The organism is Pseudomonas sp. BRM28 (assembly GCF_002939405.1).
Lineage (GTDB): Bacteria > Pseudomonadota > Gammaproteobacteria > Pseudomonadales > Pseudomonadaceae > Aquipseudomonas > Aquipseudomonas palmensis.
Genome location: NZ_PEFV01000001.1, coordinates 4725970 through 4747548 on the forward strand (window position 1 = coordinate 4725970; position 21579 = coordinate 4747548).

Genomic DNA, 21579 nt, shown 5'->3' on the forward strand with positions numbered 1-21579 from the left:
TCACGACCAAGGGATGGCATTTCGCCTATGCAAAGCATCGTCCTGCTGCTGTGGCTCGCATTGTGTGCCGAACAGGATGCCCGAGAAAGGCAGATCAACAACACCTTGACCCTTGGCGCCGCAGCCTGCGCCCTGGCCTATCTCTTCATCACCGGGCACACCTGGATCGGCGCCGATGCCAGCGAAGGTGGCTGGGCGCTGCTGATCGTGATGCTGCTGACCCTGCCCGGCTACATGCTCGGGCGCCTGGGCGCCGCCGATGTGAAACTGCTGGGTGCGTTGGCGCTTGCCACTGATCGGATGTACCTGCTGGGCACCTTCATCGGTGCCGGGGTGGCGGTGGTGATCTGGTTGCTCAGCCGCCGCTGGCTGTGGTCCCTTCTGAGTCAGAAGGTTAAGCAACGCTTCAGGCAGGTGATCGAAGAAGCGTCAAAAAAACAGCCCTTCGCCCCCTTCGTGCTGGCCGGTTTTTTATTGGCTGCGGTATGGATCCATTGATCGAACAACCCGTCTAACCTGCTGTACATACGTTGTACATAGCCGCCAACTGCGTCTATTTTTCTAGTCACTGCCCCTCGATACCACAAGCGTCATGGCCGTACCAGGAAGGGCACGTCAGCAGGGAGTTGCGTGTGAACAAGCCAGTGAGTCCATTCAAGGTGTTGATCGTCGACGACCAGCCGTTGATCGTCGAAGAGCTGTGTGAATTCATCGAGGGCAGCGGGTACCGGTGCGTACCGTGCCACAGCAGCCAGCAGGCCATCGAGCGGTTTACCGAAGACCCGGCGATCGGCCTGGTGCTGTGCGACCTGCACATGCCCGAGCGTGACGGCATCGAGCTGGTCAAGGCGCTCAAGGCCATTGCCGGCAAGCAGCGGATCTTCGAGGCGATCATGCTCACCGGGCGGGCCGAGAAGCAGGATGTGATCAAGGCGCTGCGCGAGGGGTTCGCCGACTACTACCAGAAGCCGGTGGACCTCCCCGAATTGCTCGAGGGGCTCAAGCGCCAGGAGACCGCGTTGCTGGAGCGCCAGAAGAACTTCCAGCACCTGGGCCACCTCAACCAGAAGCTGCAGTACCTGGCCGAATCCATCGACGACCTCTACCAGGACCTGGGCAAGGCCCGCGAGCAGGTGGTGGGCACGGGCCTGGGTGGCGAGGATGCAACGGCAGCCGAGAGCATGCCGGCGATCTTCGACCAGCTGTCACCGCGCCAGCTGGACGTCGCGCGGCTGGTGGGCAAGGGCCAGACCAACTATCAGATCGCCTGCGAGCTGGGCATTACCGAGAACACGGTGAAGCTGTATGTGTCGCAGGTGCTGCGCCTGACCCACATGCACAACCGCACCCAGCTGGCCCTGGCGCTGGCGCCCAACCCCTCGGCGCTGCGTCAGCGCATCACGGCGCATTGATCGAATTCTTGTGGGAGCGGAGTCACCCGCTCTCACGGGTTTTCGCTCTGTGCAAGGACTGCTTTTGGCCAAAGGCCGTGGGAGCTGGCTTGCCAGCGAATCGAGCGCGAAGCGGTCGCTAAGCTCGAGTGCACGGTGTATCAGGCAGACCGGGGCGCAGGCCTAGCTGCCGCTGTGCGCCAGATCGCGGATGAATCCGCTCAGATACAGGGCTGCTCCCACCGCTGGTGCAATGCGCTCTCACTTGTCGCTATTGCTGGTCTTCTCCCACCGGAAGAAATCCGGAATCACGTATTTGTAGGTATCCAGCCAGCGTTGCATGCTCTGGTCGCGCTCCTTGGGCGTGGCGCTCTGCGGGGTCTTGGAGGCCTGCGCGCCGCTGGCCTGCACCTGCAACCACGCCTCGGTGGCCGACTGTGCCCTGGACGAAGGCCCGGGCTCGATCGCCTGGGCCAGGCCCGGCAGCACTACCAGCATCACCAGTATCCGACTGTTCATGACGACCTCTGCACGGCAGCCACACTGCCAGGTTTGAGTTGTTGGGCGCGCGCCTGTGCTTCGTTGAATTGTGCCGCACTAAGGCCCAGCCGGCTCACCAGGTCGGCCGCCTGCTGCCACTTGTCCTGGTACAGCAGCAAGGTCACCAGGTTGACCGCCGCCAGACGGTCGCTGTCCTTGAGTTCGATTGCGGTCAGAAACTCGAAGCGCGCCTGCTCCAGCTTGCCCTGGTTCAGGTACACCACCCCCAGGTCGTTGCGGATCTTCTCGTCGGTGGGGGCCAGTTGCATGGCCCGTTGCAGATGCTGCAGCGCCTGCGCGTTGTCGCCACGGGCCGCCGCCATCTGCCCCAGCCCATGCTCACCCTCGGCCGCCAGGCACCCGCCGAGCAGGCTGCGGTACAGCGGCTCGGCCTCGCTGCGTCCAAGCAGGCGCAGCACCTTGGCCTTGCGCACCCGCACCTGGGCCAGATCGGCCGGCAGCGCCTCCAGGTGCGCAAGGCTGGCATGCGGGCGCCCGTCGGCAAGCATCTCGTCGGCCATGTTCAGCGACAGCTCCTGGCTCGAATCGGGCTTGGCACAACTGGCCGTCGAGCCCGGCATGGCCAGCCACGGCGCCGAGCCATCCGTGGCGCAACCACCTAGCAACAACAACCCCAGCGCCGCGATGCATGCCTTCATTGCGTCCACTCCTCTCAAGCCCCGAATGCCCTGGCCAGGGCGGTGAAGCCCGGGCCGGCGAGTACGATCAGCAACGCCGGGAACAGAAACAGCATCATCACTGCCGACATCTTTCCCGACATCTTCGAAATCCGTTCCTGCAAGGTGGTCAGGCGCCGGTCATCGAGCAGTTGCTTGAGTGCCAGCAGCGACTTCATCGCCCCGCCCCCCTGGGTCAGCAACTGGCGCAGGATGATGCAGGTGTCGCTGAACGCCTCCACCCCCAGCAACTGCGCGGTCTTCTCCAGCTCCGGGGCCAGCGCCAGCCCCGAATCGACCCGTGCCAGCAACAGCCGCAACTCCTCGCTCAGCACCGGCAGCAGGCGCTGCCCCTCCAGGCTCAGCAGGCGCAGGCTCTGCTCCACCGCCAGGCCCGACTCGAACATGATGCGCAGCAGCGGTATGAAGGTCGACACCTCCTGCGCCACCTGGCGCTGACGGCGTGCCGCCAGCAGCGCCAGCAACCGCTTGGGCAGCAGGTAGCCCAACCCCAGCCCCATCAGCGGGAACAACCAGGGCGAACGGCTCTCGCGAAAGAACACCTCCTGCACCAGCACCGCCGCCCCCATCAGGCATAGCGGCAAGCCCACCTGGCAGGCCGCGAACAGCGAGCGCTGGCGCGAACGCCGCCAACCCACCCGGTCGAGCAACTGGCGGGTCTCGCCGTCCAGGTTCAGCGAACGCTGCCCCAGCCGGCTGTCGCCCATGCGCTGCAACCAGCCGCGCAGTGCCGGCTCGTCCGGCGCACGCCCCTGCAGGCGTTGCTCCACCAGGCGCTGGCTGCGCCGCTGACGCAGCCACTGACCCAGCAGCAGGGTGAACGCGCCAAACAACAACACCGCACTGAGCCACAAGGCCATCTCAGATACTCCGCAACATGCGCCACAGCGCCAGACACCCCAGCGCCTGCAGCACGAAGGCACTGAACAGCAGGCGCTGCCCGACACTGTCATGCCACATGGTCAGCAGGTAATTGGGGTTGCTGAACATGAAGTAGCCGGCCACGCTGACCGGCAGCACCGCCAGCACCACGGCAGTGATGCGGGTTTCACCGGTCATCGCGCGCAGTTGCCGCGCGCCCTGCTCGCGCTCGCGAATCACCTTGATCAGGTTCTCCAGCAACTCGCTGGCATTGCCGCCATAGCGGTGGTTGATGCGCAGGCCCAGGGCGAACAGGCGCAGCTCTTCGCGCGCATACAGTTCGGCCAGATCCGACATCGCATCGTCCAGGCTCACCCCCAACTGCACGTTGCGCTTGACCCGCTGCATGGCCCCCAGCAACGGCTCGCGCGAGGCATCGATGGCCCCCAGCACCGCATCGCTCAGTGTGCGCCCGGCCTTCAGGCTGCGCACGCAATGGTCAAGCAGCACCGGCAACTGTTCGATAAGGCGGCGTACCCGGTGCTGGTAGCGCCAGGCCAGGAACAGGCGCAACAGCAACGGCCCCGCCAGCAGCACCAGCAGCAGGCCAGGCCAGCCGCCGTACAGCCCGGCGCACACGGCCAGCAGCAGCCAGCCTGCCACCCACGCCATCAGCCGATCATTGCGGCGGTCGAAACCTGCACGCAACAGCATCAGCTCGAGCCAGTCGGGGCCATGTGGCCCGCTGTTGTCGGCGGCCTGCTGGTGCTGGCCCAGGCGCTGCAGAATGCGCTCGTTGCCCGAGCGGCGCAGGCTGGTATAGAACAAGCGCATCGAGATGCCGAGCATGACCACGCCCCCCAGCCACAACCACACCGCGCCGCTCACGGCCCGGGCTCCGCATCGTTGAGGTCACGACGCAGCTTGTCGCTGGCCGGGTTGACCGCCTCGCGCAGGAAGGTGTCGCCGCCGCGCCGGTCGAGGCGAAACAGCGTGTTGGTGACATACACGTCGTCGCGCACCCCCACCACCTCCAGCACCTCGCTCACGCAGCGACGGCCATCGGGCAGGCGAGCCAGCTGGATCACCACGTCGAGCGCGGCGCAGATCATCTGGCGCAAGGTCTTCTCGGCCACCTGGCGACCGGTCAGGCCCACCAGGGTCTCCAGGCGCAGCAGCGCGTCCTGCGCGTTGTTGGCGTGCACCGTGCTCATCGAACCGTCGTGGCCGGTGTTCATCGCGGTCAGTACATCGAGCACCTCGACCCCGCGGATCTCGCCCAGGATGATGCGGTCCGGACGCATGCGCAGGGCGTTGCGAATAAGCTCGCTGGCCTTGATCTCGCCATGCCCCTCGGCATTGGGCGGGCGGGTTTCCAGGCGTACCACGTGCGGGTGATCCAGCTGCAGCTCGGCCACGTCCTCGATGGTCACCAGGCGTTCACGGGGGCTGATCAATTGGCTGAGGATGTTCAGCAAGGTGGTCTTGCCGGTGCCGGTGCCGCCGCTGACCAGGATGTTGCAGCGCTTGCCCACGGCTCGTTGCAGAAAGTCGAGGATCGCCTGGTCGATGGCCCGGGTGGCCAGCAGGTCGGCGCTCTTGAGCATGTCCTTGCGAAACTTGCGGATCGACAGGCACGGCCCGTCCAGCGCCACCGGCGGGATGATCGCATTCACCCGGCTACCGTCGGGCATGCGCGCATCGACCATCGGCGACGACTCGTCCAGGCGCCGCCCCAACGGCGCGAGGATGCGCTGCATCACACGCTCCACGTGATGCGCGTCGATAAAGCGCAGGTCGGTCTGCTGCAGCACGCCCGCGCGCTCGATGAACACCCGGTGCGGGCCGTTGACCAGGATCTCGGTGACGCCCGCATCGCGCAGCAGTACCTCAAGCGGGCCGAAACCGGTGAGCTCGTCGACGATCTCCTCGGCCAGGCGCTCCATCTCGTAGCGCGACACGGCCAGGTGCTGACGCGCGATGTAGTCGCCCACCTGCTCCACCACGAACTGCGCCAGCGCCGGGCGGGCGCCCTCCAGCAGGTTGAGGCCGGTATCCTCGATGGCATCGATGATGTGCCGGTGCAAGGCCCGCTTGAGCCCCTGCGGGTCGCTGCCCGGGTTTTGCCGCGGGCCGCCGAACAGCTCGTCGCCGCTCATCTACTTGTGCCCCCACAGTCGCTTCATCCAGTTGCCCGCCTTCGGTTGCAGGCTTTCCGAACGTCGTGCCAGCCGCTCGCCCAAGGCCTTGAGCGCCTGGGTCAAGGCCTCGCGCGGGGCCACCTCGAACAGCGACAACCCCTGGTTCTTGGCGTTCAGGCGCACCTCGGGGCTGTAGGGCAGCACCACCAGCACCGGCAGGCCATAGCGCTTGCCCAGCGCGTCGGAGTCGGGCGCCACGCTGCGCAGGTAGCGGTCCACCAGCAGGCTCGCGTGTTCCAGTTTCATGCCCTTTTCGCGCCACAGGGTCAGCACCTCCAGGTTGCGCCGGCAGTCCAGCACGTTCTGGTCGGTGTACCAGATCAGCTTGTCGCAATGGCTGACGAAGGTGCGCAAGGGCTCGCTGTCGGGCTGCCCGGCCAGGTTCACCACGATGTGCTGGAAGTGCTGGCGCAGCGCGCTGAGCAGCATGTACAGCTCGGCCGCGCTGGTGCGCTCCAGTGCCTCGTCGCTGTCGGTATAGGCCAGCAGGCGCAGGCCCGAGGGTTCGCGGGCGAACGCGCTGTCGATCAGGGTGGCATCCAGGCGGCGCAGGTGGCGCAGCGCATCACCGAAATGAAACGAGGCCTCCAGCCCCAGCAGCGCCAGGCTGTCGCCACGGGGCAGGCCCAGGTCCAGCAACAGGGTCTGCTGACCACTGCCCTGCACAACCCGCGCCAGGTGACTGGTGAGCAGGGCGCCGTCGCTGGCGCACTGGGTGCCGTACAGCACCGTCAGGCCGCCCAGGTGCGGGTTGCTGGTCACCGGTGGCAGGCGCTTGCTCAGGCGGCGCACCAACCCGGCCACTTCGCTTGAGCGCGAGCCGTAGGCGACGAAGTCCCGCGCACCGGCGCGCATCGCATTGAGCACCAGCTGGTTGTCCATGCCATCGCCCAGGGCAACGATTGCCAGCATCGGCTTGGCCTCCAGCACCCCTTCGATCAGCGCGCACTGGCTCACCACCTGCTCGCGGTCCAGGCCCACGAACACCAGGTTGGCGAAGGTCACATCCACCAGTGCGAGCAGTTCGTCGAGGCTGCCGCTGCCGGCCCCCACCACCTGGCCCAGCGGCGCCAGGGCGGTTTTCAGCCACTGCAGGTCACCGTCGTCACGGGTGATCGCAAGGAAGGTCTGGCTCAGGCTCTGGCTCATTGGCTCAATCCACTGCGCTGTTCGAAATTGCCGTTCTCGAGAAAGAACAGACGCCCCCAGCTCGGGTCGTAGGTGCGCAGGCGCTCCCCGGGCAACTCGGGCAACTTGGCATTGGCCGCCAGCGGCTGCACCAGGCGCGGGGTCACGATCATCAGCAGTTCGGTCTCCTCACGGCTGATCGACGACTGGCGAAAGAACGCGCCCAGGATCGGCACGTCGCCCAGGCCCGGAAACTTGTCCACCGCCGAGCGCGCACTGCTGCTGATCAGGCCGCTGATGATGAAGCTCTCGCCATCGGCCAGCGACACGCTGGTGTCGGTGCGCCGCACCGTCAGGCCCGGCACGGTGACGCCGGCGATGCGCACTGCGTTGTTGTAGTCCAGCTCGCTGACCTCCGGCGCCACCTTGAGGGTGATGCGGTCGCGGCTGACCACCGTGGGTGACAACGCCAGGCGAATGCCGAACTCCTTGTACTCGATGGTCACCGTGTCGCTGCCGGTGCTGGGCACCGGAATGGGGATTTCGCCGCCGGCCAGAAAGCTCGCGGTCAGGCCGCTGAGTACCACCAGGCTGGGGCGCGCCAGGGTGTAGGCGAAGCCGCTGCTTTCCAGCGCATCGATGGCCGCCAGGAAGCGGCTGCTGCCGCCGCCCCACACGATATTGAACACATCGTTGTTCAGCGGGATGCTCGGGCGCACCTTGACCAGCCCGCCAACGCCGCCACCATCGGGGCTGGTCACCGCACCCGGCACGTAGCCCGGCGACACCGTGGTGTTGGGCACGCTGCCCGGCGAACCGAACAGCGAGTTGTTGGAGCCCTTGAAGAACAGCCGCGTACCGGCCTCCTTGAGTTTGGTGCGGCTGACCTCGACAAAGCGGATATCGGCCTGCACCTGGCTCGGCAGCAACGGGTCGAGGCTGGGCGGCAAGGCGCTGTCGGCCATCTCGGCAGTGGCCCGGCCCTTGATGAACAGCATGCTCTGGCGCGGCACGCTGGCGCATGCGGTCCACAGCATCAGGCTGGTGGCGCCGGGGCCCACGGCGCTGACCACCACGCCGCGCTCGCCACTGGCCTGCACATCGGCGATGTTGGGGTCGCCCACTGCCGCCCGGGTGATCGGCACCGGCAGGCGGATCTCCTGCTGCAGGCCCTGGTCCAGCTCGATGCTGGCCGGCACCGGGCTCAACCCGGCACAACCCGACGGCGCCGCCAGGGCATGGGCAGCCGGCCCCCCCAGCAACAACAGGGTCAGGATGGAACGCTTGAACATCAGCTCGGAACGACTGCTCATCAACGGGCATCCTTGCTTCGATCAGGGGGTGGGCGTTGAAGCCTGGGGGCCTCGAATGATCTGCATCTGGTGCCTGGGCGCCTGGCCTGCAACCGGGGCGGCGGCCGGGGTCATGGCCAGTTGACTGAAGCGAAAGAGGTCGCGGTTGGCGTTGTCCAGTTGCGGTGCAGCGGCCTGCGGGTCGGCCCAGTAGCTGGCCAGGCGTTTCTCTTCGGCGCTGCGTACCGCCAGGCGCAGGCTGCCTGCCTGGGCGGCCAGCAACAGGCGGCTGGCCAGGGCTTCAGGTACCGCCAGCACCACGGTGCGCGCCATGGCGCGACGCTGTTCCTGGGCCGCCTTGGCATCGGTGTCGGCCTCCGGCGGGCGGCCATCGTTGGCCAGCCCCAGTTGCTCGCCCACGCTGAGCAGGCGCAAGGCCGGCACGGCCACCTGGGCCGAGGCCTGCGGGTTGAGGTTGTCTTCGCGCAGGTACAGCAGCACATCCACGTAGTCGCCGGGGCGCAGTTGTCCGGCGGCGCCGACCACTTCGTCCACCGCCACCGCCAGGGCGCGCTCGCCGGGGTGGATCATGCGCGCCAGTGGCCCACCGGCCTCGAAACTGCTCTCCTCCAGCCAGGTACCTGCAGGCAGGGCCCGCCAGCTGGTGCGGCCCAGCACCTGCTCGGGGCGCTGGAAGCTGCCGGCCGGGGCCACCAGCAGGCGCTCGACACTCAGATCCTCGGCTGTCAGCACGGTGTAGGCGGGTACGTCGCGGCGCAGCACCAGCACGGGCTTGCGCAATGCGTCGGTGCCAGCCTCCGTGGCCTGGTCCACCGGCTGAGCCGGTCCGGCCGGCCCTGGCGCCGCCGCTTGCGGGGGCTCCGGTGCCTCGGATGCACGGCTGAGCACCAGCCCCCAGTAACCTGCCAGCACGGCACCGATCAGGAACAGCACGGCAAGGATCATGGTGATGCGACTGCTCATGTCGGCGCTCCCTCTGCCTGAACATCCCTTCGGCCGCGCGGTGTGCGAACTGGCCCGCAAACATGAAGTTGCAAGTAACTATTTCGCTATTTGACGGTAGCGCAGCTAGGACAAAACGCCATTACCCGTCAGTTTTTTTTCGGTCCGAAACCCGACACCCCCTGAAAACAACAGCTTATTGGCGCCAGCGTTGACACCCTTACTTTGGTATTAATGCCTTCTTACATTTGCCGGTTTCGAACCGCTTGACGATGCTGTGATGGCAAAGGGGAATCACCGTTTTCCGGGCCCCATTACCCGCGCCTGTGGCGCAAGGAGAAGTACCATGGTCCTTTCCCGCATCCTCAAGCACTGCAAGCTGTTCTTCCATCGCAAGGACGGCGCGTCCGGTATCGAATATGCCATCGTGGCCGCCATGGTGGCCGTGGTGATCATCGGGGTCTCGACCGATGTGGGGGGCGGGGTGAAAAAGGTCTTCGACGACATCGTCGCCGCCCTGCCCTCAGCCTGATGACAGGAACTGAACATGCCGGCTTCCCACTCACGTCAACAGCTGCTGCTGGTGGATGACGAAGAAGACGCACTGCTGGAGCTGGCCGAGCTGCTGGAGGGCGAGGGCTTCTGTTGTCACACGGCAACCTCGGTCAAGCTCGCCCTGCAGCAGTTGACGCGACATCCCGACATTGCCCTGGTGATCACCGACCTGAACATGCCGGAAGAGAGCGGCATCTCGCTGATCAGGCGCCTGCGCGAGCACACGGCGCGTCAGCACCTGCCGGTGATCGTCACCTCGGGGCATGCCGACATGGATGCGGTCAGCGATCTGCTGCGCCTGCAGGTACTCGACCTGTTCCGCAAGCCGATCTACCACCTGCGCCTGCTGGAGACCCTGGACAACCTGTTCCCCAAGCCCCGCCTGCAACTGGTTCAGTAACGCCTGGCCGCCACGCGGCCATCGCGGGTCAAGCCCGCTCCCCACAGGTAGTGCGCATACCTTGTGGGAGCGGGCTTGACCCGCGATCGGTCGTCACAGCTGGTAACTGAAACTCAACGTATACCGTGGCCGCCGATTGAAGCTGTCCAGCGCGATATCCGACATCGGCTTGGCCGCCTCCAGCGAGATGTTGTAGTAGCGCGCATCGCCAAAGCGCAGCCCCAGCGCCGCCGACGACAGCCGTGAATCACGCACCGCCAGCTCGTTGAACCAGGTACGCGCGGCGTCCACCACCACGTACGGCTGCAGTACCTTGAGCCAGCTGCCATCGCGCTTGAAACTGTAGTTGACCTCGTATGCCGCACCCCAGCCCTTGTCGCCGGAAGCCTGATCGCTGGGGTAGCCGCGGCCGAAGTTCTGCCCGCCGAACACCGCGCGCTCGCTGTCGGGCAGGCTGTCGTCGGTCCAGTACAGCGCCGCCGATGCCACCCCCTGCCAGTTCTGCAAGAACCGGTCGCTCTGCACCCCCGACAGGCGCAGGCGCAGGAAGTCCAGGTCGTAGTCGCTGTCGGTCTTGGCACCGAAGTGATCGAGGCCCTGGTACACACCGGCACTGAGGATGCGCAGCTGCTGCGCGTCCGACTTGCTCCAGTCTGCCTCGAAGGCAAAGGCGCGCACATCGGTGCGGGTACTGACCTTCAATGGCAGGCCGATCACCCGGTAGTCGGTGCTGTCGTTCACCGCATAGAAGCGCGCTGCCACGTTCAGCCATTCGTTGCTCGAGGCGATCAGCGCCTGGCTCAGGCCGATGGAGTAACGGTCGTTCTCGCGGTGCTGCTTGAGGTCTATGCCGTTCTCCAGGCGCACCCGCGCCGCCGGGTTGCTGCGGTAGGTCGAGGCCGAAAGATTGAGCTGGGTGCCTTCGGCGTCCACGTACTGCGAGTAGTCGAGACGGTAGTAGCGTTCGTCATCCTGCCCCGGCGGGAACAGCGCGCTGAAGCTCAACTGCTCGGCCACCGCGGTCTGGGCGTTGCTGTTCAGGCCGAGCAGCGCCTGGGTGTCGTCGCGGCTGCCGTCGGTGAGGCTCAAGGTACTGGTGAACGGCTTGCGCGAGGCCTGCGCGATCAGCCGCGTGGCGCCGTCGGTGGTGCCCGGCGGCGGCACCTGGGCCTGCAAGGTCAGGCCCGGCACCCGGCTCATCAGCGCGGTGTAGCGTTCGAAGGTCTTGCGGGTGAGCGGGCGCTCGGCCTTGAGCTTGCCCACCAGCTTGTCGAGGTAGGCCGACACCGGCCCCACATCGCCCTGCAGTTCGTAATCACGTATGTAGCCTTCCACCAGCACCACGCGCAGACGGCCTTCGGCGAAGTCCTGCGGCGGCAGGTAGGCATACGACAACAGGTAGCCATCCTGCTGGTAGCGCTGGGTGAGGCGGCGGGTGGCCTCGATCAGCTCGCCCAGGGTCACCTCGCGGTCGAGCAGGCCCTGGTAGTTGTCGCGCAGTTCGCTGAGCGGGTAGATGGTGCCGCCTTCGATGCGCACCCGCTGCACGCGCACCCGCGTGCCCATCAGCAGCGGCTGTGGCTGCTGGCCGGCATCCGGTGCGGGCAGGTTCAGTTGGGGAGTGACGGGGCGAAAGGCATCGGCGGGCAGGTTGGGCGCTGGCAGCTTGCGCTCGGTCTCGTTGCTGTTGAGGAAGCTCGGCAGGGGCTCGGCATGCAGCGAAGCCACCCAGGACAGACCCAATAACGCGACGAACATCGATCGCATAGGACACTCCATGATCCTGAAAAATACGAGGGAACCAAAGACGGTTCCCTCGTCAGCCTCAAGCGTAGGTGTTGCCCGTAAAATCGTCTAATCGATGATGGCCATTTAGTTACTTGTTACCCCCGAGGCCGCCTTTCAGGCCGGTGGTCAGGCCATTGAGCAGACCGCCCACGCCGCCGCCCCCTTGCCCGTTGCCGTTGACCAGGGTACCGACCTGGCCCACGGTGCCGCCCACGGCATTGACCGTCGCCCCCAACTGGGTGGTGACCGGGTTGTTGCCGGCTGCGGCAATCTGATTGCCCACCCCGCTGACTGCGCTGCCCACCTGGGTGACCAGGCCGTTGACCGGCGCACCGATGCCGGTTGCCGCGCCTACCTGCTGGGTAACGCTGGTCACACCGCTCACCACCGGGGTGAGGCCAGCGCCGACGCTGTTGCCCAACGCAGCGGTGGGCACCCCGGCCGGCACGCTGGCCACGCCATTGCCGCCCAGTACCGGCCCCAGCGAGGCCACGGTCTGGCCCACCTTGTTGACCGTGCTGCCTGCGGCGTCGAGCAGGCCGTTGCTGCTGCCGGCGCCGAGCCCGCTGCCCAGGCCCGCCACGGCGCCACCGGCGGTTTCCAGCAGCCCCGCACCGGGGGCGCTGCCACCGCTGCCGGTGCCGGTGTTGACCAGGCCACCGCTGGTGCCGACCGCCGTGCCGACATGGCTTACCAGCCCGCCGACGGCGGTGGTCAGCGGGTTGCCGTTGCCGGCACTGGCGACCTTGTCGCCCACCCCGTCGACTGCGCTGCCAACCTTGTTCAACAGGCCGCTGACCGGTGCACCCACCCCGGTGGCATCACCCACCTTGCCGGTGGCGCCTTCCACCAGCGACACCACCTTGACCACCTGGTTGCTCAATTGCTGGTTCAGGTTGCCCAGCTTACCGGTGGTGCTCTGGGTGCTGAGGGTATCGCCAAGCATCACCACCACGTCGCCGACCTTGTCCACCACACCGTTGACCACGGGTATCTGTTCGATCAACTGGCTGCTGGCCACCGACTTGACCCCGCCGCCGATATCCGACACCCCGTTGCCCACGCCCTTGACCGTCTCGCCCAGGGCATTGCTGCCAGTGCCAAGCGTACCCAGGCCCTTGCCCAGGCCATCGCCGATGCTGGTGACGGCGTTGCCGGTGGCCGTCACCAGGTCGCCGGCACCGGTGCTGCCCACTACCGGTACGCCACTGACGGCGTTGCCCACGCCGGACACGCCCGTGCCCACGCCCGACACGCCGCTGCCAACCTGGGCCACCACCTGGCCGACGACCGTGGTCGAGGTCGTGCCACCACCGTTGTTGCCGCCACCACCATTGTTGCCACCGCCGCCATTGTTACCGCCACCGCCGTTGTTGCCACCGCCGCCATCCGTACCGCCACCGCCGGTGCCACCACCGCCGTCCGTACCGCCACCGCCAGTGCCACCACCGCCGTCCGTACCGCCACCGCCAGTACCACCACCGCCGTCCGTACCGCCACCGCCAGTACCACCACCGCCGTCCGTACCGCCACCACCTGTACCGCCACCACCGTCAGTACCGCCGCCGGTACCGCCACCACCACTGCCGCCATCGGTACCCGAATCGGGTGTGGAACTGCTTACGTGACTCTTGTGACCGCCACCGCCGCTGCTGCAACCGGCCAGGCTCACGGTCAAGATCAACATCACTGCCGTACTTGCTTTGATCCACGCTTGAGTTTTCATGGCGACTCCCTGCTACTGCTGCCGCTGCTTTTATAGGTGTGAAGCACCGGGTTTCCGGCCACTCCACGTCCGTTGCAGCTATCTGAGCGCGCAGGCGCAAGGGGAACAATTCTGAGCTTGGTATTAACCCGATATATACAGTCGCAGCACCAGCAAAAGCCCTTTTGCTTCAGGCACTTGAAAGCAAGGGGAAGGTGCTTTGGCAGCCCTTCCCCTTTCGCGTTATATCCATCTTACGGGTGCGCGGTCAGTCGTTGACCTGGAACTCGACCCGCGCGGTCTGCCCGCTGGCATCCAGCACGCTGAGCTCGTAGCGCCCCACCTCCTCCAGGTTCACGGCCAGCGCCGCCTGGGCTGTGGTCTCGCCCAGGGGTGCGCCGTTGAGGAACCACCAGCGCTGGCCTTCGCCACCCAGCGCCGAAACGCTCAGGTGCAGGGCATCGCGGCTGGTGGCGGGACGGCGCAACTGGTCGCCCGGGCGTATCCCCACCACCGACAACGGCGCGGCACTGGCCGGTACCTGCGGCGGGCAGCTCGGGTCGATGGCCGGCAAACGCGCCTCGCGCCGCTCCAGGCGCGGCAACCACGGGTCCAGTGGTGCCGGCCACAGCGCGATGTCGCGCGGCGCGGCCCCCGCACAGGCTGCATCCACCCGCAGGCCCCGGGCATTCACCCACACCTTCTCCAGCAGCCCCACCCCCAGGGGCTGGTCCTGCGCGAGCAGGGTCGGCGGCGTGGTGTTGTCCAGGGTCCAGGCAAAGCGCTGGCGCCGGCAGTTGGGGTCGGTACGTGCCATCGGCTGGCCCAGCGGCCAGCAGACCGCCGCCACCCCAACGTTGCCCGGCACTGCCGGCACCGGGGCGGCAATGCCGCGCTGGCTGTCGCGGTTGCTCAGCACGTCATGCACCTGCAGCATCAGCGGCGCGGCCGAGGCCAGGCCGAACTGCCCCGGCACCGGAGTGCCGTCGGGGCGGCCGATCCAGATGCCGATCAGGTAGCGCGGCCCCACGCCGATCGACCAGGCATCGCGAAAGCCGTAGCTGGTGCCGGTCTTCCAGGCCAGCTGCGGGCGCTGCACCAGTTCGGCGTGCGGGTCGCGGTCGGGACGTGCCTGGCCACTGAGGATGCGCCGGATGATCCACGCCGAGCCCGGCGACAGCAGCCGGCGCTCGACCAGCGGCGCATCCGGTTGCAGGCGCAGCGGCGCGCTCATGCCGTCGCGGGCGAACGCACTGTAGCCACTGACCAGGTCTTCGAGGCGGCTGCCGGCGCCGCCCAGGATCAGCGACAGGTTCGGCTCGGCCGCCGTCGGCAGGCTCAGCGGCATGCCGCCCATGCGCATCTGCGCGGCAAAGCGCTTGGGCCCGTAGGCTTCGAGCAACTGCACCGCCGGCAGGTTGAGCGACAACGCCAATGCCGAGCTGGCCGCCACCGGGCCACTGAAACCCATCGAGAAATTGCCGGGGCGATAGTCGCCATAGCGGCGTGGCACATCCTGCAGCAACGACTCCGAATGGATCAGGCCGTCATCCATGGCCATGCCGTACAGGAACGGCTTGAGGGTCGAGCCCGGCGAACGCAGGGCAGTGATCATGTCGACGTGGCCGAAACGGCGCTCATCGCCAAGGTCCACCGACCCCAGGTAGGCGCGCACTGCCATGGTCTGCGACTCCACCACCAGGATCGCCGCCGAAGTGCGCTCGGGCAGGCGTGCGCGCCAGCCCAGCAGCAGGTCTTCCAGGCGCCGTTGCAGCGCAGCATCGAGGGTGGTGTGGATCAGCGGCGGGCTGTCGGCACGGTTCAGCCGGCGAGCCAGCAGCGGAGCCAACGCCGGCTCCTGGCGTGGTGCCAGCAGCAGCGGTTCTTCCTGCGCTTCGGCGATGCGCTGCTGCGGCCACACCTGGTACTCGCCCAGGCGTTGCAGCACCTTGTCCCGGGCCAGGCGCGCGCGCTCCGGGTGGCGGTCGGGGCGCAGACGGCTGGGCGCCTGGGGCAGCACCGCCAGCAGCGCAGCCTCGGCCGGGGTCAGTTGCAAGGGCGACTTGCCCAGGTACGCCCAGCTGGCCGCCGCCACACCCTGCAGGGTGCCGCCGAACGGTGCGCGGTTGAGGTACAGCTCCAGGATCTGGCGTTTGGACAGGTGCCATTCCAGCTGCGCGGTGCGCCACACCTGGCGCAACTTGCCCGGCAGCGTGCGCGAGTGCGGGTCGAGCAGGCGCGCCACCTGCATCGACAGCGTGCTGCCGCCCGACAGCACGCGCCCGCCCGTGAGGTTCTGCCAGGCGGCACGGCCCAGGGCCAGCGGGTTGACCCCGGGGTGCCGGTAGAACCAGCGGTCCTCGTAGGTGAGCAAGGCTTCGAGGTAGTAAGGCGACACCTGATCAAGGGTGACCGGGTAGCGCCACACGCCCTCGGCATCGGCAAAGCGCCACAGCGGCGTGCCGTCTTCGGCCAGCACCACCCGCGCCAGATCGTCGGCCGGCATCGGCAATGGCCACAGGCGATCAGCCAGCCACAGCAACAGCACGCCGGCAAAGGCGGCGCACAGCAGCCGGGCGATGCGCGAGCGGGGTCGGGCTAAGCTGAACATCAGGCGCGGACACCTTTTTGCGTGGGTGAGGAACCGAGCCGGCAGGATGATGGCCAAAGCTCTGGGCACGGCGACTGCGCCGTAGCGTCGATCAGGAAGCGATTATGCATGTAGAAGGTTTTTTCGAATGGCTGGGGCAAGCGCTCGGCGCGGTGATCCGCTTCGTGGTGGATGCCCTGAGCGGGTTGTTCAATCTGCTGGCCAATGCCGGCGGCAACTTCATCGACGGCCTGGCACGCACACTGGGCATGGACACCTCGCTGGTCAGCATCCTGATGCTGGTGATCGGCCTGCTGTTGCTGTACTCGGCGGTGCGCGCGTTCATGCGCGCCTCGATCATCATGGGGATCATCTGGCTGATGCTGGGGTTGTGGGTGTTGAGCTGGGTGGTGCGCTAGAAGCTTCGCCGGCAAGGCCGGCTCCTACAGGCGTCTGCAGGAGCCGGCCTTGCCGGCGAAGGGGCAACTGCTAGCGCCCCAGAATCACCATGTCACCCGGGCTCTCGCCCACCGCCTGCCAGTTGGGCCGGTACATCGACTCCACCTGCACCGGCGGCACGCGGTAGGTGCCCGGCGTGACCGCACGGGCCAGGTACAGCAGGTGCGTCACGCCATACGGGTCGACGTTCATCGCCGCCACGTAGCGGTCATCGCGAAACTCCTGGTGCACCACGTTGGCGTTCTGCATTGCTTCACGCCATTCCTTCACTGCACTGCTGGCGTTGTCCAGGCTGGCGGCACTTTGCGCCAGGTTCTGGTTTTCCAGCTCCAGGCCCGCCGGCAGCAGGTCGACGATCAGCGCGTCCGGCACCCGCTCGTTGGCGCGGATACCAATGTGCACCAGCACCAGGTCGCCACTCTTGAGCGCCTTGATGTTCAGTGCCCGGCCATTCATGCCCAGGTACTCGCGGTAGATGCTCATGTTGGTGCCCACCGCACGGGGTGCGAAGCGCGGGTAACCCGACACGGTCAACTGCTGGTACACGGTCTTGTCGCTGGTGTTGGTCACGGTCAGCGGCGAGGCCAGCAACGGCCCCTCCAGCTTGAGCCCGGCCTGGGTCGGGCCCAGGTCGCGCAGCTCGCCCGCGCTGTCCAGGCGTGCACTCCAGCGGCCTTCAGGCTGCTTGAGCATGCCACGCCCGGCCATGAACAGCGCATTGCGCTCCTGGGTGGACAGGTACGAGCTGCTGGCCATCTTGTCCGACAGCTCGAACAGCCGCTGGTCGAGCTGGTCGGTGGCCAGCTTGTTCTCTTCGAGCAGGGCCAGGATCAGCGCCTCGTCACGTACCGGGCTGCCATAGTCGCTCAGCCACACGTCCTGACGCTTGACCGCCAGGCCCGCCTGCAGGGCCTGCGCCGAGCGCGGCTTGTCGCCCATCTTGTCCAGTGCGATCGACAGCTGTACCAGCGGCAGGCCCGAGCGTGCATCGGCGCGGCGCTCGAACAGGCTGCGCAGGGCACCCAGCGGGGCCTGCTGGGTACGCGCCAGCACCAGCGCCGCATACGCCTGTACCGCGAAGCGGCTGTGCTCGGCGTTGCTGGTGTAGTACGGCTCGATCAGGTTGCGTTCCTGCAGGTAGCGCAGCAGGCGTTCGTTGGCCTTTTTCAGCGCCTCGGGCGGCACCGCGTAGCCTTGCTCGCGAGCACGCTGCAGGAAGTCGGTGACGTAGGCGGTCAGCCAGTACTCCTCGCTGTCGTCCGCGCTCCACAGGCCGAAGCTGCCGTTGTAGCGCTGCATGCCGAGCAGGTGCTCGATGCCCATCTCGATCTTGCGCTGGCGCACCTTGGGCTCTTCACCCGTGATGCCCAGGCGCTTGAGCGTCTCGGCATCGGCGTACAGCGACGGGTACAGCCCGCTGGTGGTCTGCTCCAGGCAGCCATAGGGATAAGCCTCGAGGGCACGGATCTGCTCGGCGATGTTCAGCGGCGGGCGGCTCGACAGCGACAGCATCGCCTCCAGGCCCTGGGGTTCGAACGCGGCCAGGTCCTCGGCGGGCAAGGTCCATGGCTGGTCCTTGAGCGCGGCGCGGTAGTGCCTGAGCTGCGCCGGGTAGGCCGGGCGAATGCCCAGGGTCCACTCGCGGGTGAAGGCGGTGTTCGGTTCGCCCGGCAGCACCAGGCCGCTGACCTGCACCTTGACCTTGCCCTGGCCCAGGCCACCCACGGCCTGCACGCCCAGCAGCGAGGTCACGCGCTGGCCGTCACGCAGGCTCAGTGGCTGCTCGGACGGGGTCAGCAGGTTCAACTGGCCCTCGGTGGTCACCTTGACCGTGAACTTCTGCGCCTTGCCCGACAGGTTGGACAGGTCCAGCGCCAGCTCGGTACGGTCGCCGCCGGCCAGAAAACGCGGGGCCGACAGTTCGGCGATCAGCGGCGCGGCGACCACGGTCTTGGCCTCGGCCATGCCGAAGCGCTCGTCGGTCCAGGCCTGGGCCATCACCCGAAGCTCGCCGTTGAAGTCGGGGATGTCCACCGTCGCCTGACCTTCGCCCTTGGCGTCCAGGGTCACCGGGGCGCTCTGCAGGGCCACGATGGTCACGCTGGTGCTGGGACGCTTGCCGCCCTTGGCCATGGCCGCGTCACCGCCGAATGCCAGGCTGGCCAGGCGGCCCTGCCCGGCTTCGATCAGCTGGCCGTAGATATCCAGCTGGTCGGCGCCGTAGGCCTTGCGGCCGAACATGCCGGTGAACGGGTCGGGGGTGGCGTAGCTGGTGATGTTGAGAATGCCCACGTCCACCGCGGCCAGCAGCACCTGCACCTGCTTGGGGATGCTGCCATCGGCATTGCGCGCCTGCACCTTGACGGTGAGCGGCTGCTTGGGACGCATCTTTTCCGGGGCCTTGAGGGTCAGCGCCAGCTTGCGCTCGGCGCGATCCAGCGGCAGGTGCAGCACGCCCACGGCACGTTTGGGCGTGGCATTGGCCTTGCGCTCGCCAGGGCGGATCACCAGGGCGCTGACGTACAGGTCGTGGCGGGCCCATTTGGGGTCGAGCTTGACCGCGTAGGTCTTGCCTTCGGCAGGCACGTCGATTTCTTCCCACCACAGCGGGCCGTCATTGCCCTCGACGATCAGGTAACCCTTGCCGGCAGCCGGCGGGGTCACGGTGATCTGCGCGGTGGCGCCATCGGCGTAGGCCGGCTTGTCCAGCGCCAGCTTGACCTGGTCGGGGCGCACGGCGCCGCCGTCGGTGTTGTCCTGGGCGCGCCAGCCAGCCCAGAAGCGCACGCTGCTGGTCACGCCGGTGCTCGGGTCTTCGACCTCGACACGGTACGGGCCCCATTCCACCGGGAAGCTCAGCTTGGCAGTGCTGCCGGCCTTGATGCTGACCGGCTGCTCGGACTGCAGCAGGAATTTCTCGTTGTAGTTGTAATCCCAACCATCGCTGGAGGAATAGTTCCAGTAGTAGTCGCGGCGCTCCTGAATCAGGCGCACCTTGAGGTTGTCGGCGGCCAGCTTGTGGCCGTCACGGTCGGCCATCAGCAGTTCGAACTCGACCGGGGTGTTGCCGTCGACCTCTTCGCCGTCGAACAGCCCACGCAGGCCGGGCATGCGCTCGGCCGGCCAGATCGGCTGCTCCAGGCGCCGGGTGATCGGCCGGCCACCGGACTCCTGCAGGCTGGCCTGCACGCTCAGTTGCAGCGGCGAATGCGCCTCGGACCAGCGGCTTTCGATCTGCAGCGTGGCATCGCCCGACGCGTCCAGGGTGGTTTCGTCCAGTTCCAGGTCGTGGCTCAGGTCTTCCTCGGTGATCGAGCCGAACTGGTAGCCCGGCAAGGCCGGCACCGCTTCGCGCAGCGGGCGCACGTAGGCCTGGCCGCTGAGGCGGTTGCCCGAGGCCGGGGCGCCGTAGAGGTAGCGGCCATTGACATGGATTTCAGCGGTTTCACCCGGGCTCAGCGGGGTCGCGCTGCCCTTGAGTTCCAGGGCCAGGCGCTCGGGCATGAAGTCTTCGACAAGGAACTCGAACACCTGCTTCTTGCCGCCGCCCAGGTCGAACACCAGCTGCCAGCGCCCGGTCGGGGCTTCGCTGGCCAGTTGCAACTGGTACTGGTAGAAGCCATTGGCATCGGCCTCCCACACGAACTTGCGGCTGACCTGTTCATCCGGACGACGCACCTCGACACTGACCGGCTGGGCTTTCACCGGCTTGCCGTCCTGGTCGCGCAGCAGGCCGTTGAGCAGCACGGTTTCACCCGGGCGATAGAGGTCGCGCGGGCCGAACACGAAAAACTGCAGCGGGTTGGCCTGCGGCCCGGTCAGCGCGAATTCGGAGAGGTCGAGCGCGGCGCTGTTCAGGCGCAGCAAGGTGGTGTGCACGCCCTGCTTGGCCAGCAGTACATCGGCCTTGGGCGGCATCGGCAATTGCGCATGGCCATCGCCGTCGGTCTTGGCCTGGGCCAGCAGCTTGCCTTCGCGGTCGAGCAGTTCGAGGTTGACCCCGTCCAGGGCCTTGCCGCCGTCCAGCGCCTGGGTGAACACGTCCAGGCGGTTGGTGTAGCGATGCGCCGACAGCCCGATGTCACTCAGGGTGAACAGGGTGGCCGGCTGCGAATAGTTGTAGCGGCCCGAAGCACGCATCACCGCCAGGTACACCCCCGGTTCCTGCAACGGCTTGATCCCGGCAATCGGCAGCAGCAGGGTTTCGCGGGTGTTGCGCACCGGGTTCAGGTCGAAGCGGCCGGCATACACCAGGTCGGCCTTGCTCAACAGCTCTTCGGAGTTGTAGTACTCGAGCGAGGTGTTGCGGCCCCAGCTGGCCAGGAAGCTGGACATCGACTCGGGCTTGATGCGGAAGAACTCGACGTCCACCTTGTCGATGTTCAGCGCGATCACCGGCAGGCCTTCGGCCAGGCGCGTGGGCAGCAGCGAGCCGCGGCTGGCGAAGCCCACGGTGGGCTGCATGTCGCGGGTTTCGAGGCGGCTGACGTACTCGCTGGGGAGCTTCTTGCCGTTCACCCCGAGCAGGCCGGCATCCACGGTCAGCACCAGCTTGCGCTGCGGCTCCAGGTGGCGCAGGCGCAGCTCCATCTGGTTTTCGCTGAGCTCCCACGCGCCGTCGAGCTTGCCCCGGGTGGTGTCCACCAGGTGCACGCGCTCGGCAAGGTTCTGGTCCTTGTCCAGCGGCACCGAGAAGGTCACCGACAAGGCGCTGGCACCGTCGACCTGCACTTCGGAAACGTCTACCACCGTCAGCTCGCGACCGGCGTAGCGCTCGCCCAGGCTCGCCTGGGTGGGCGCCGGGGTCGCCGCCGGGGCCGGTGCAGCTGCGGGCGCGGCCGGTTCGGCGGGGGCCGGCGCCGGGGCTACCGGGGCGGCCTGTTCCGTTGGCGCGGGGGCCGGGGCCGGTTTATCAGTAGACGAGTCGCAAGCACTGAGCAGCGCCATGGCGCACGCCAGCCACAATCCTTTGTTGAGCATGGAGGGTAACTCTTCCGGTAGCAGGGTC

Annotated in this window: 17 protein-coding genes; 5 read left to right on the forward strand and 12 right to left on the reverse strand. The window is 67.2% G+C overall.

Annotated elements, in window-relative coordinates; genetic code table 11:
• Positions 1–27: 27 nt before the first annotated feature.
• A complete protein-coding gene (locus tag CR917_RS21900) occupies positions 28–498 on the forward strand; it encodes an A24 family peptidase (RefSeq protein WP_043860939.1) in 471 nt (156 codons plus the stop codon).
• A gap of 134 nt (positions 499–632) precedes the next feature.
• Positions 633–1412: a response regulator transcription factor gene (locus CR917_RS21905; protein ID WP_043860938.1), complete on the forward strand. Its 780-nt coding sequence runs from the start codon at positions 633–635 to the stop codon at positions 1410–1412.
• A gap of 240 nt (positions 1413–1652) precedes the next feature.
• Here CR917_RS21905 and CR917_RS21910 read toward each other — a convergent pair whose 3' ends face one another.
• The 8 genes from CR917_RS21910 to cpaB are packed head-to-tail and all read right to left on the reverse strand — an operon-like array spanning position 1653 to position 9095.
• Positions 1653–1910 (reverse strand): DUF3613 domain-containing protein, encoded by a 258-nt coding sequence (locus CR917_RS21910; protein ID WP_088514179.1) that lies wholly within the window; start codon positions 1908–1910, stop codon positions 1653–1655.
• The gene (locus CR917_RS21915) at positions 1907–2590 is read right to left on the reverse strand and encodes a tetratricopeptide repeat protein (protein ID WP_043860936.1); all 684 of its coding nucleotides are present in this window, start codon (positions 2588–2590) and stop codon (positions 1907–1909) included. The genes CR917_RS21910 and CR917_RS21915 overlap by 4 nt, the downstream gene beginning before the upstream one ends.
• A 14-nt stretch (positions 2591–2604) precedes the next feature.
• The gene (locus tag CR917_RS21920) at positions 2605–3489 is read right to left on the reverse strand and encodes a type II secretion system F family protein (protein WP_104572959.1); all 885 of its coding nucleotides are present in this window, start codon (positions 3487–3489) and stop codon (positions 2605–2607) included.
• A 1-nt stretch (position 3490) separates the two neighbouring features.
• Entirely contained in the window at positions 3491–4339 is an 849-nt protein-coding gene (locus CR917_RS21925) for a type II secretion system F family protein (protein ID WP_104573208.1), read from the reverse strand.
• Between the two features lie 35 nt (positions 4340–4374).
• Positions 4375–5649, reverse strand: coding sequence for a CpaF family protein (locus CR917_RS21930; RefSeq protein WP_043860934.1), 1275 nt, complete (start codon positions 5647–5649; stop codon positions 4375–4377).
• Entirely contained in the window at positions 5650–6840 is a 1191-nt protein-coding gene (locus CR917_RS21935) for a pilus assembly protein (RefSeq protein WP_043860933.1), read from the reverse strand. It lies immediately after the preceding gene.
• Entirely contained in the window at positions 6837–8132 is a 1296-nt protein-coding gene (locus tag CR917_RS21940) for a type II and III secretion system protein family protein (protein ID WP_054916708.1), read from the reverse strand. Before CR917_RS21940 ends, CR917_RS21935 begins: the two co-directional genes overlap by 4 nt.
• A gap of 21 nt (positions 8133–8153) precedes the next feature.
• Entirely contained in the window at positions 8154–9095 is a 942-nt protein-coding gene (gene cpaB / locus CR917_RS21945) for a Flp pilus assembly protein CpaB (RefSeq protein WP_054916709.1), read from the reverse strand.
• A 325-nt stretch (positions 9096–9420) separates the two neighbouring features.
• Between cpaB and CR917_RS21950 the strand changes: the two genes are divergently transcribed.
• Both CR917_RS21950 and CR917_RS21955 read left to right on the forward strand, forming a co-directional pair.
• Positions 9421–9606: a Flp family type IVb pilin gene (locus tag CR917_RS21950; RefSeq protein WP_043860930.1), complete on the forward strand. Its 186-nt coding sequence runs from the start codon at positions 9421–9423 to the stop codon at positions 9604–9606.
• Positions 9607–9621: 15 nt separating this feature from the next.
• Entirely contained in the window at positions 9622–10029 is a 408-nt protein-coding gene (locus CR917_RS21955; protein WP_043860929.1) for a response regulator, read from the forward strand.
• 93 nt (positions 10030–10122) lie between these two features.
• Here the strand turns inward: CR917_RS21955 and CR917_RS21960 are convergent, their stop codons facing one another.
• From CR917_RS21960 to pbpC, 3 genes are all read right to left on the reverse strand, one after another.
• The gene (locus CR917_RS21960; RefSeq protein WP_058540792.1) at positions 10123–11796 is read right to left on the reverse strand and encodes a ShlB/FhaC/HecB family hemolysin secretion/activation protein; all 1674 of its coding nucleotides are present in this window, start codon (positions 11794–11796) and stop codon (positions 10123–10125) included.
• A 109-nt stretch (positions 11797–11905) separates the two neighbouring features.
• The gene (locus tag CR917_RS21965; RefSeq protein ID WP_309475761.1) at positions 11906–13504 is read right to left on the reverse strand and encodes a collagen-like triple helix repeat-containing protein; all 1599 of its coding nucleotides are present in this window, start codon (positions 13502–13504) and stop codon (positions 11906–11908) included.
• 286 nt (positions 13505–13790) lie between these two features.
• Positions 13791–16133 (reverse strand): peptidoglycan glycosyltransferase PbpC, encoded by a 2343-nt coding sequence (gene pbpC / locus CR917_RS21970; RefSeq protein ID WP_104572961.1) that lies wholly within the window; start codon positions 16131–16133, stop codon positions 13791–13793.
• 104 nt (positions 16134–16237) lie between these two features.
• On the opposite strand from pbpC, the gene CR917_RS21975 reads away from it, so the two are divergent.
• Positions 16238–16531, forward strand: coding sequence for a hypothetical protein (locus CR917_RS21975; protein ID WP_043860925.1), 294 nt, complete (start codon positions 16238–16240; stop codon positions 16529–16531).
• Positions 16532–16601: 70 nt separating this feature from the next.
• Here the strand turns inward: CR917_RS21975 and CR917_RS21980 are convergent, their stop codons facing one another.
• Positions 16602–21551, reverse strand: a complete 4950-nt coding sequence (locus CR917_RS21980) for an alpha-2-macroglobulin (protein WP_104572962.1) — start codon at positions 21549–21551, stop codon at positions 16602–16604.
• Between the last annotated feature and the right edge of the window lie 28 nt (positions 21552–21579).

Excerpts from the sequence above, each read along its gene's own strand:
- CR917_RS21910 (WP_088514179.1), bottom strand. The coding sequence starts at position 1,910 with ATGAACAGTCGGATACTGGTGATGCTGGTAGTGCTGCCGGGCCTGGCC.
- CR917_RS21965 (WP_309475761.1), bottom strand. The coding sequence starts at position 13,504 with ATGTTGATCTTGACCGTGAGCCTGGCCGGTTGCAGCAGCGGCGGTGGC.
- CR917_RS21935 (WP_043860933.1), bottom strand. The coding sequence starts at position 6,840 with ATGAGCCAGAGCCTGAGCCAGACCTTCCTTGCGATCACCCGTGACGAC.
- CR917_RS21915 (WP_043860936.1), bottom strand. The coding sequence starts at position 2,590 with ATGAAGGCATGCATCGCGGCGCTGGGGTTGTTGTTGCTAGGTGGTTGC.
- CR917_RS21955 (WP_043860929.1), top strand. The coding sequence starts at position 9,622 with ATGCCGGCTTCCCACTCACGTCAACAGCTGCTGCTGGTGGATGACGAA.
- CR917_RS21900 (WP_043860939.1), top strand. The coding sequence starts at position 28 with ATGCAAAGCATCGTCCTGCTGCTGTGGCTCGCATTGTGTGCCGAACAG.
- cpaB (WP_054916709.1), bottom strand. The coding sequence starts at position 9,095 with ATGAGCAGTCGCATCACCATGATCCTTGCCGTGCTGTTCCTGATCGGT.
- CR917_RS21960 (WP_058540792.1), bottom strand. The coding sequence starts at position 11,796 with ATGCGATCGATGTTCGTCGCGTTATTGGGTCTGTCCTGGGTGGCTTCG.
- CR917_RS21950 (WP_043860930.1), top strand. The coding sequence starts at position 9,421 with ATGGTCCTTTCCCGCATCCTCAAGCACTGCAAGCTGTTCTTCCATCGC.
- CR917_RS21930 (WP_043860934.1), bottom strand. The coding sequence starts at position 5,649 with ATGAGCGGCGACGAGCTGTTCGGCGGCCCGCGGCAAAACCCGGGCAGC.
- CR917_RS21925 (WP_104573208.1), bottom strand. The coding sequence starts at position 4,339 with ATGCTCGGCATCTCGATGCGCTTGTTCTATACCAGCCTGCGCCGCTCG.
- CR917_RS21980 (WP_104572962.1), bottom strand. The coding sequence starts at position 21,551 with ATGCTCAACAAAGGATTGTGGCTGGCGTGCGCCATGGCGCTGCTCAGT.
- CR917_RS21975 (WP_043860925.1), top strand. The coding sequence starts at position 16,238 with ATGCATGTAGAAGGTTTTTTCGAATGGCTGGGGCAAGCGCTCGGCGCG.
- CR917_RS21920 (WP_104572959.1), bottom strand. The coding sequence starts at position 3,489 with ATGGCCTTGTGGCTCAGTGCGGTGTTGTTGTTTGGCGCGTTCACCCTG.
- CR917_RS21940 (WP_054916708.1), bottom strand. The coding sequence starts at position 8,132 with ATGAGCAGTCGTTCCGAGCTGATGTTCAAGCGTTCCATCCTGACCCTG.
- pbpC (WP_104572961.1), bottom strand. The coding sequence starts at position 16,133 with ATGTTCAGCTTAGCCCGACCCCGCTCGCGCATCGCCCGGCTGCTGTGC.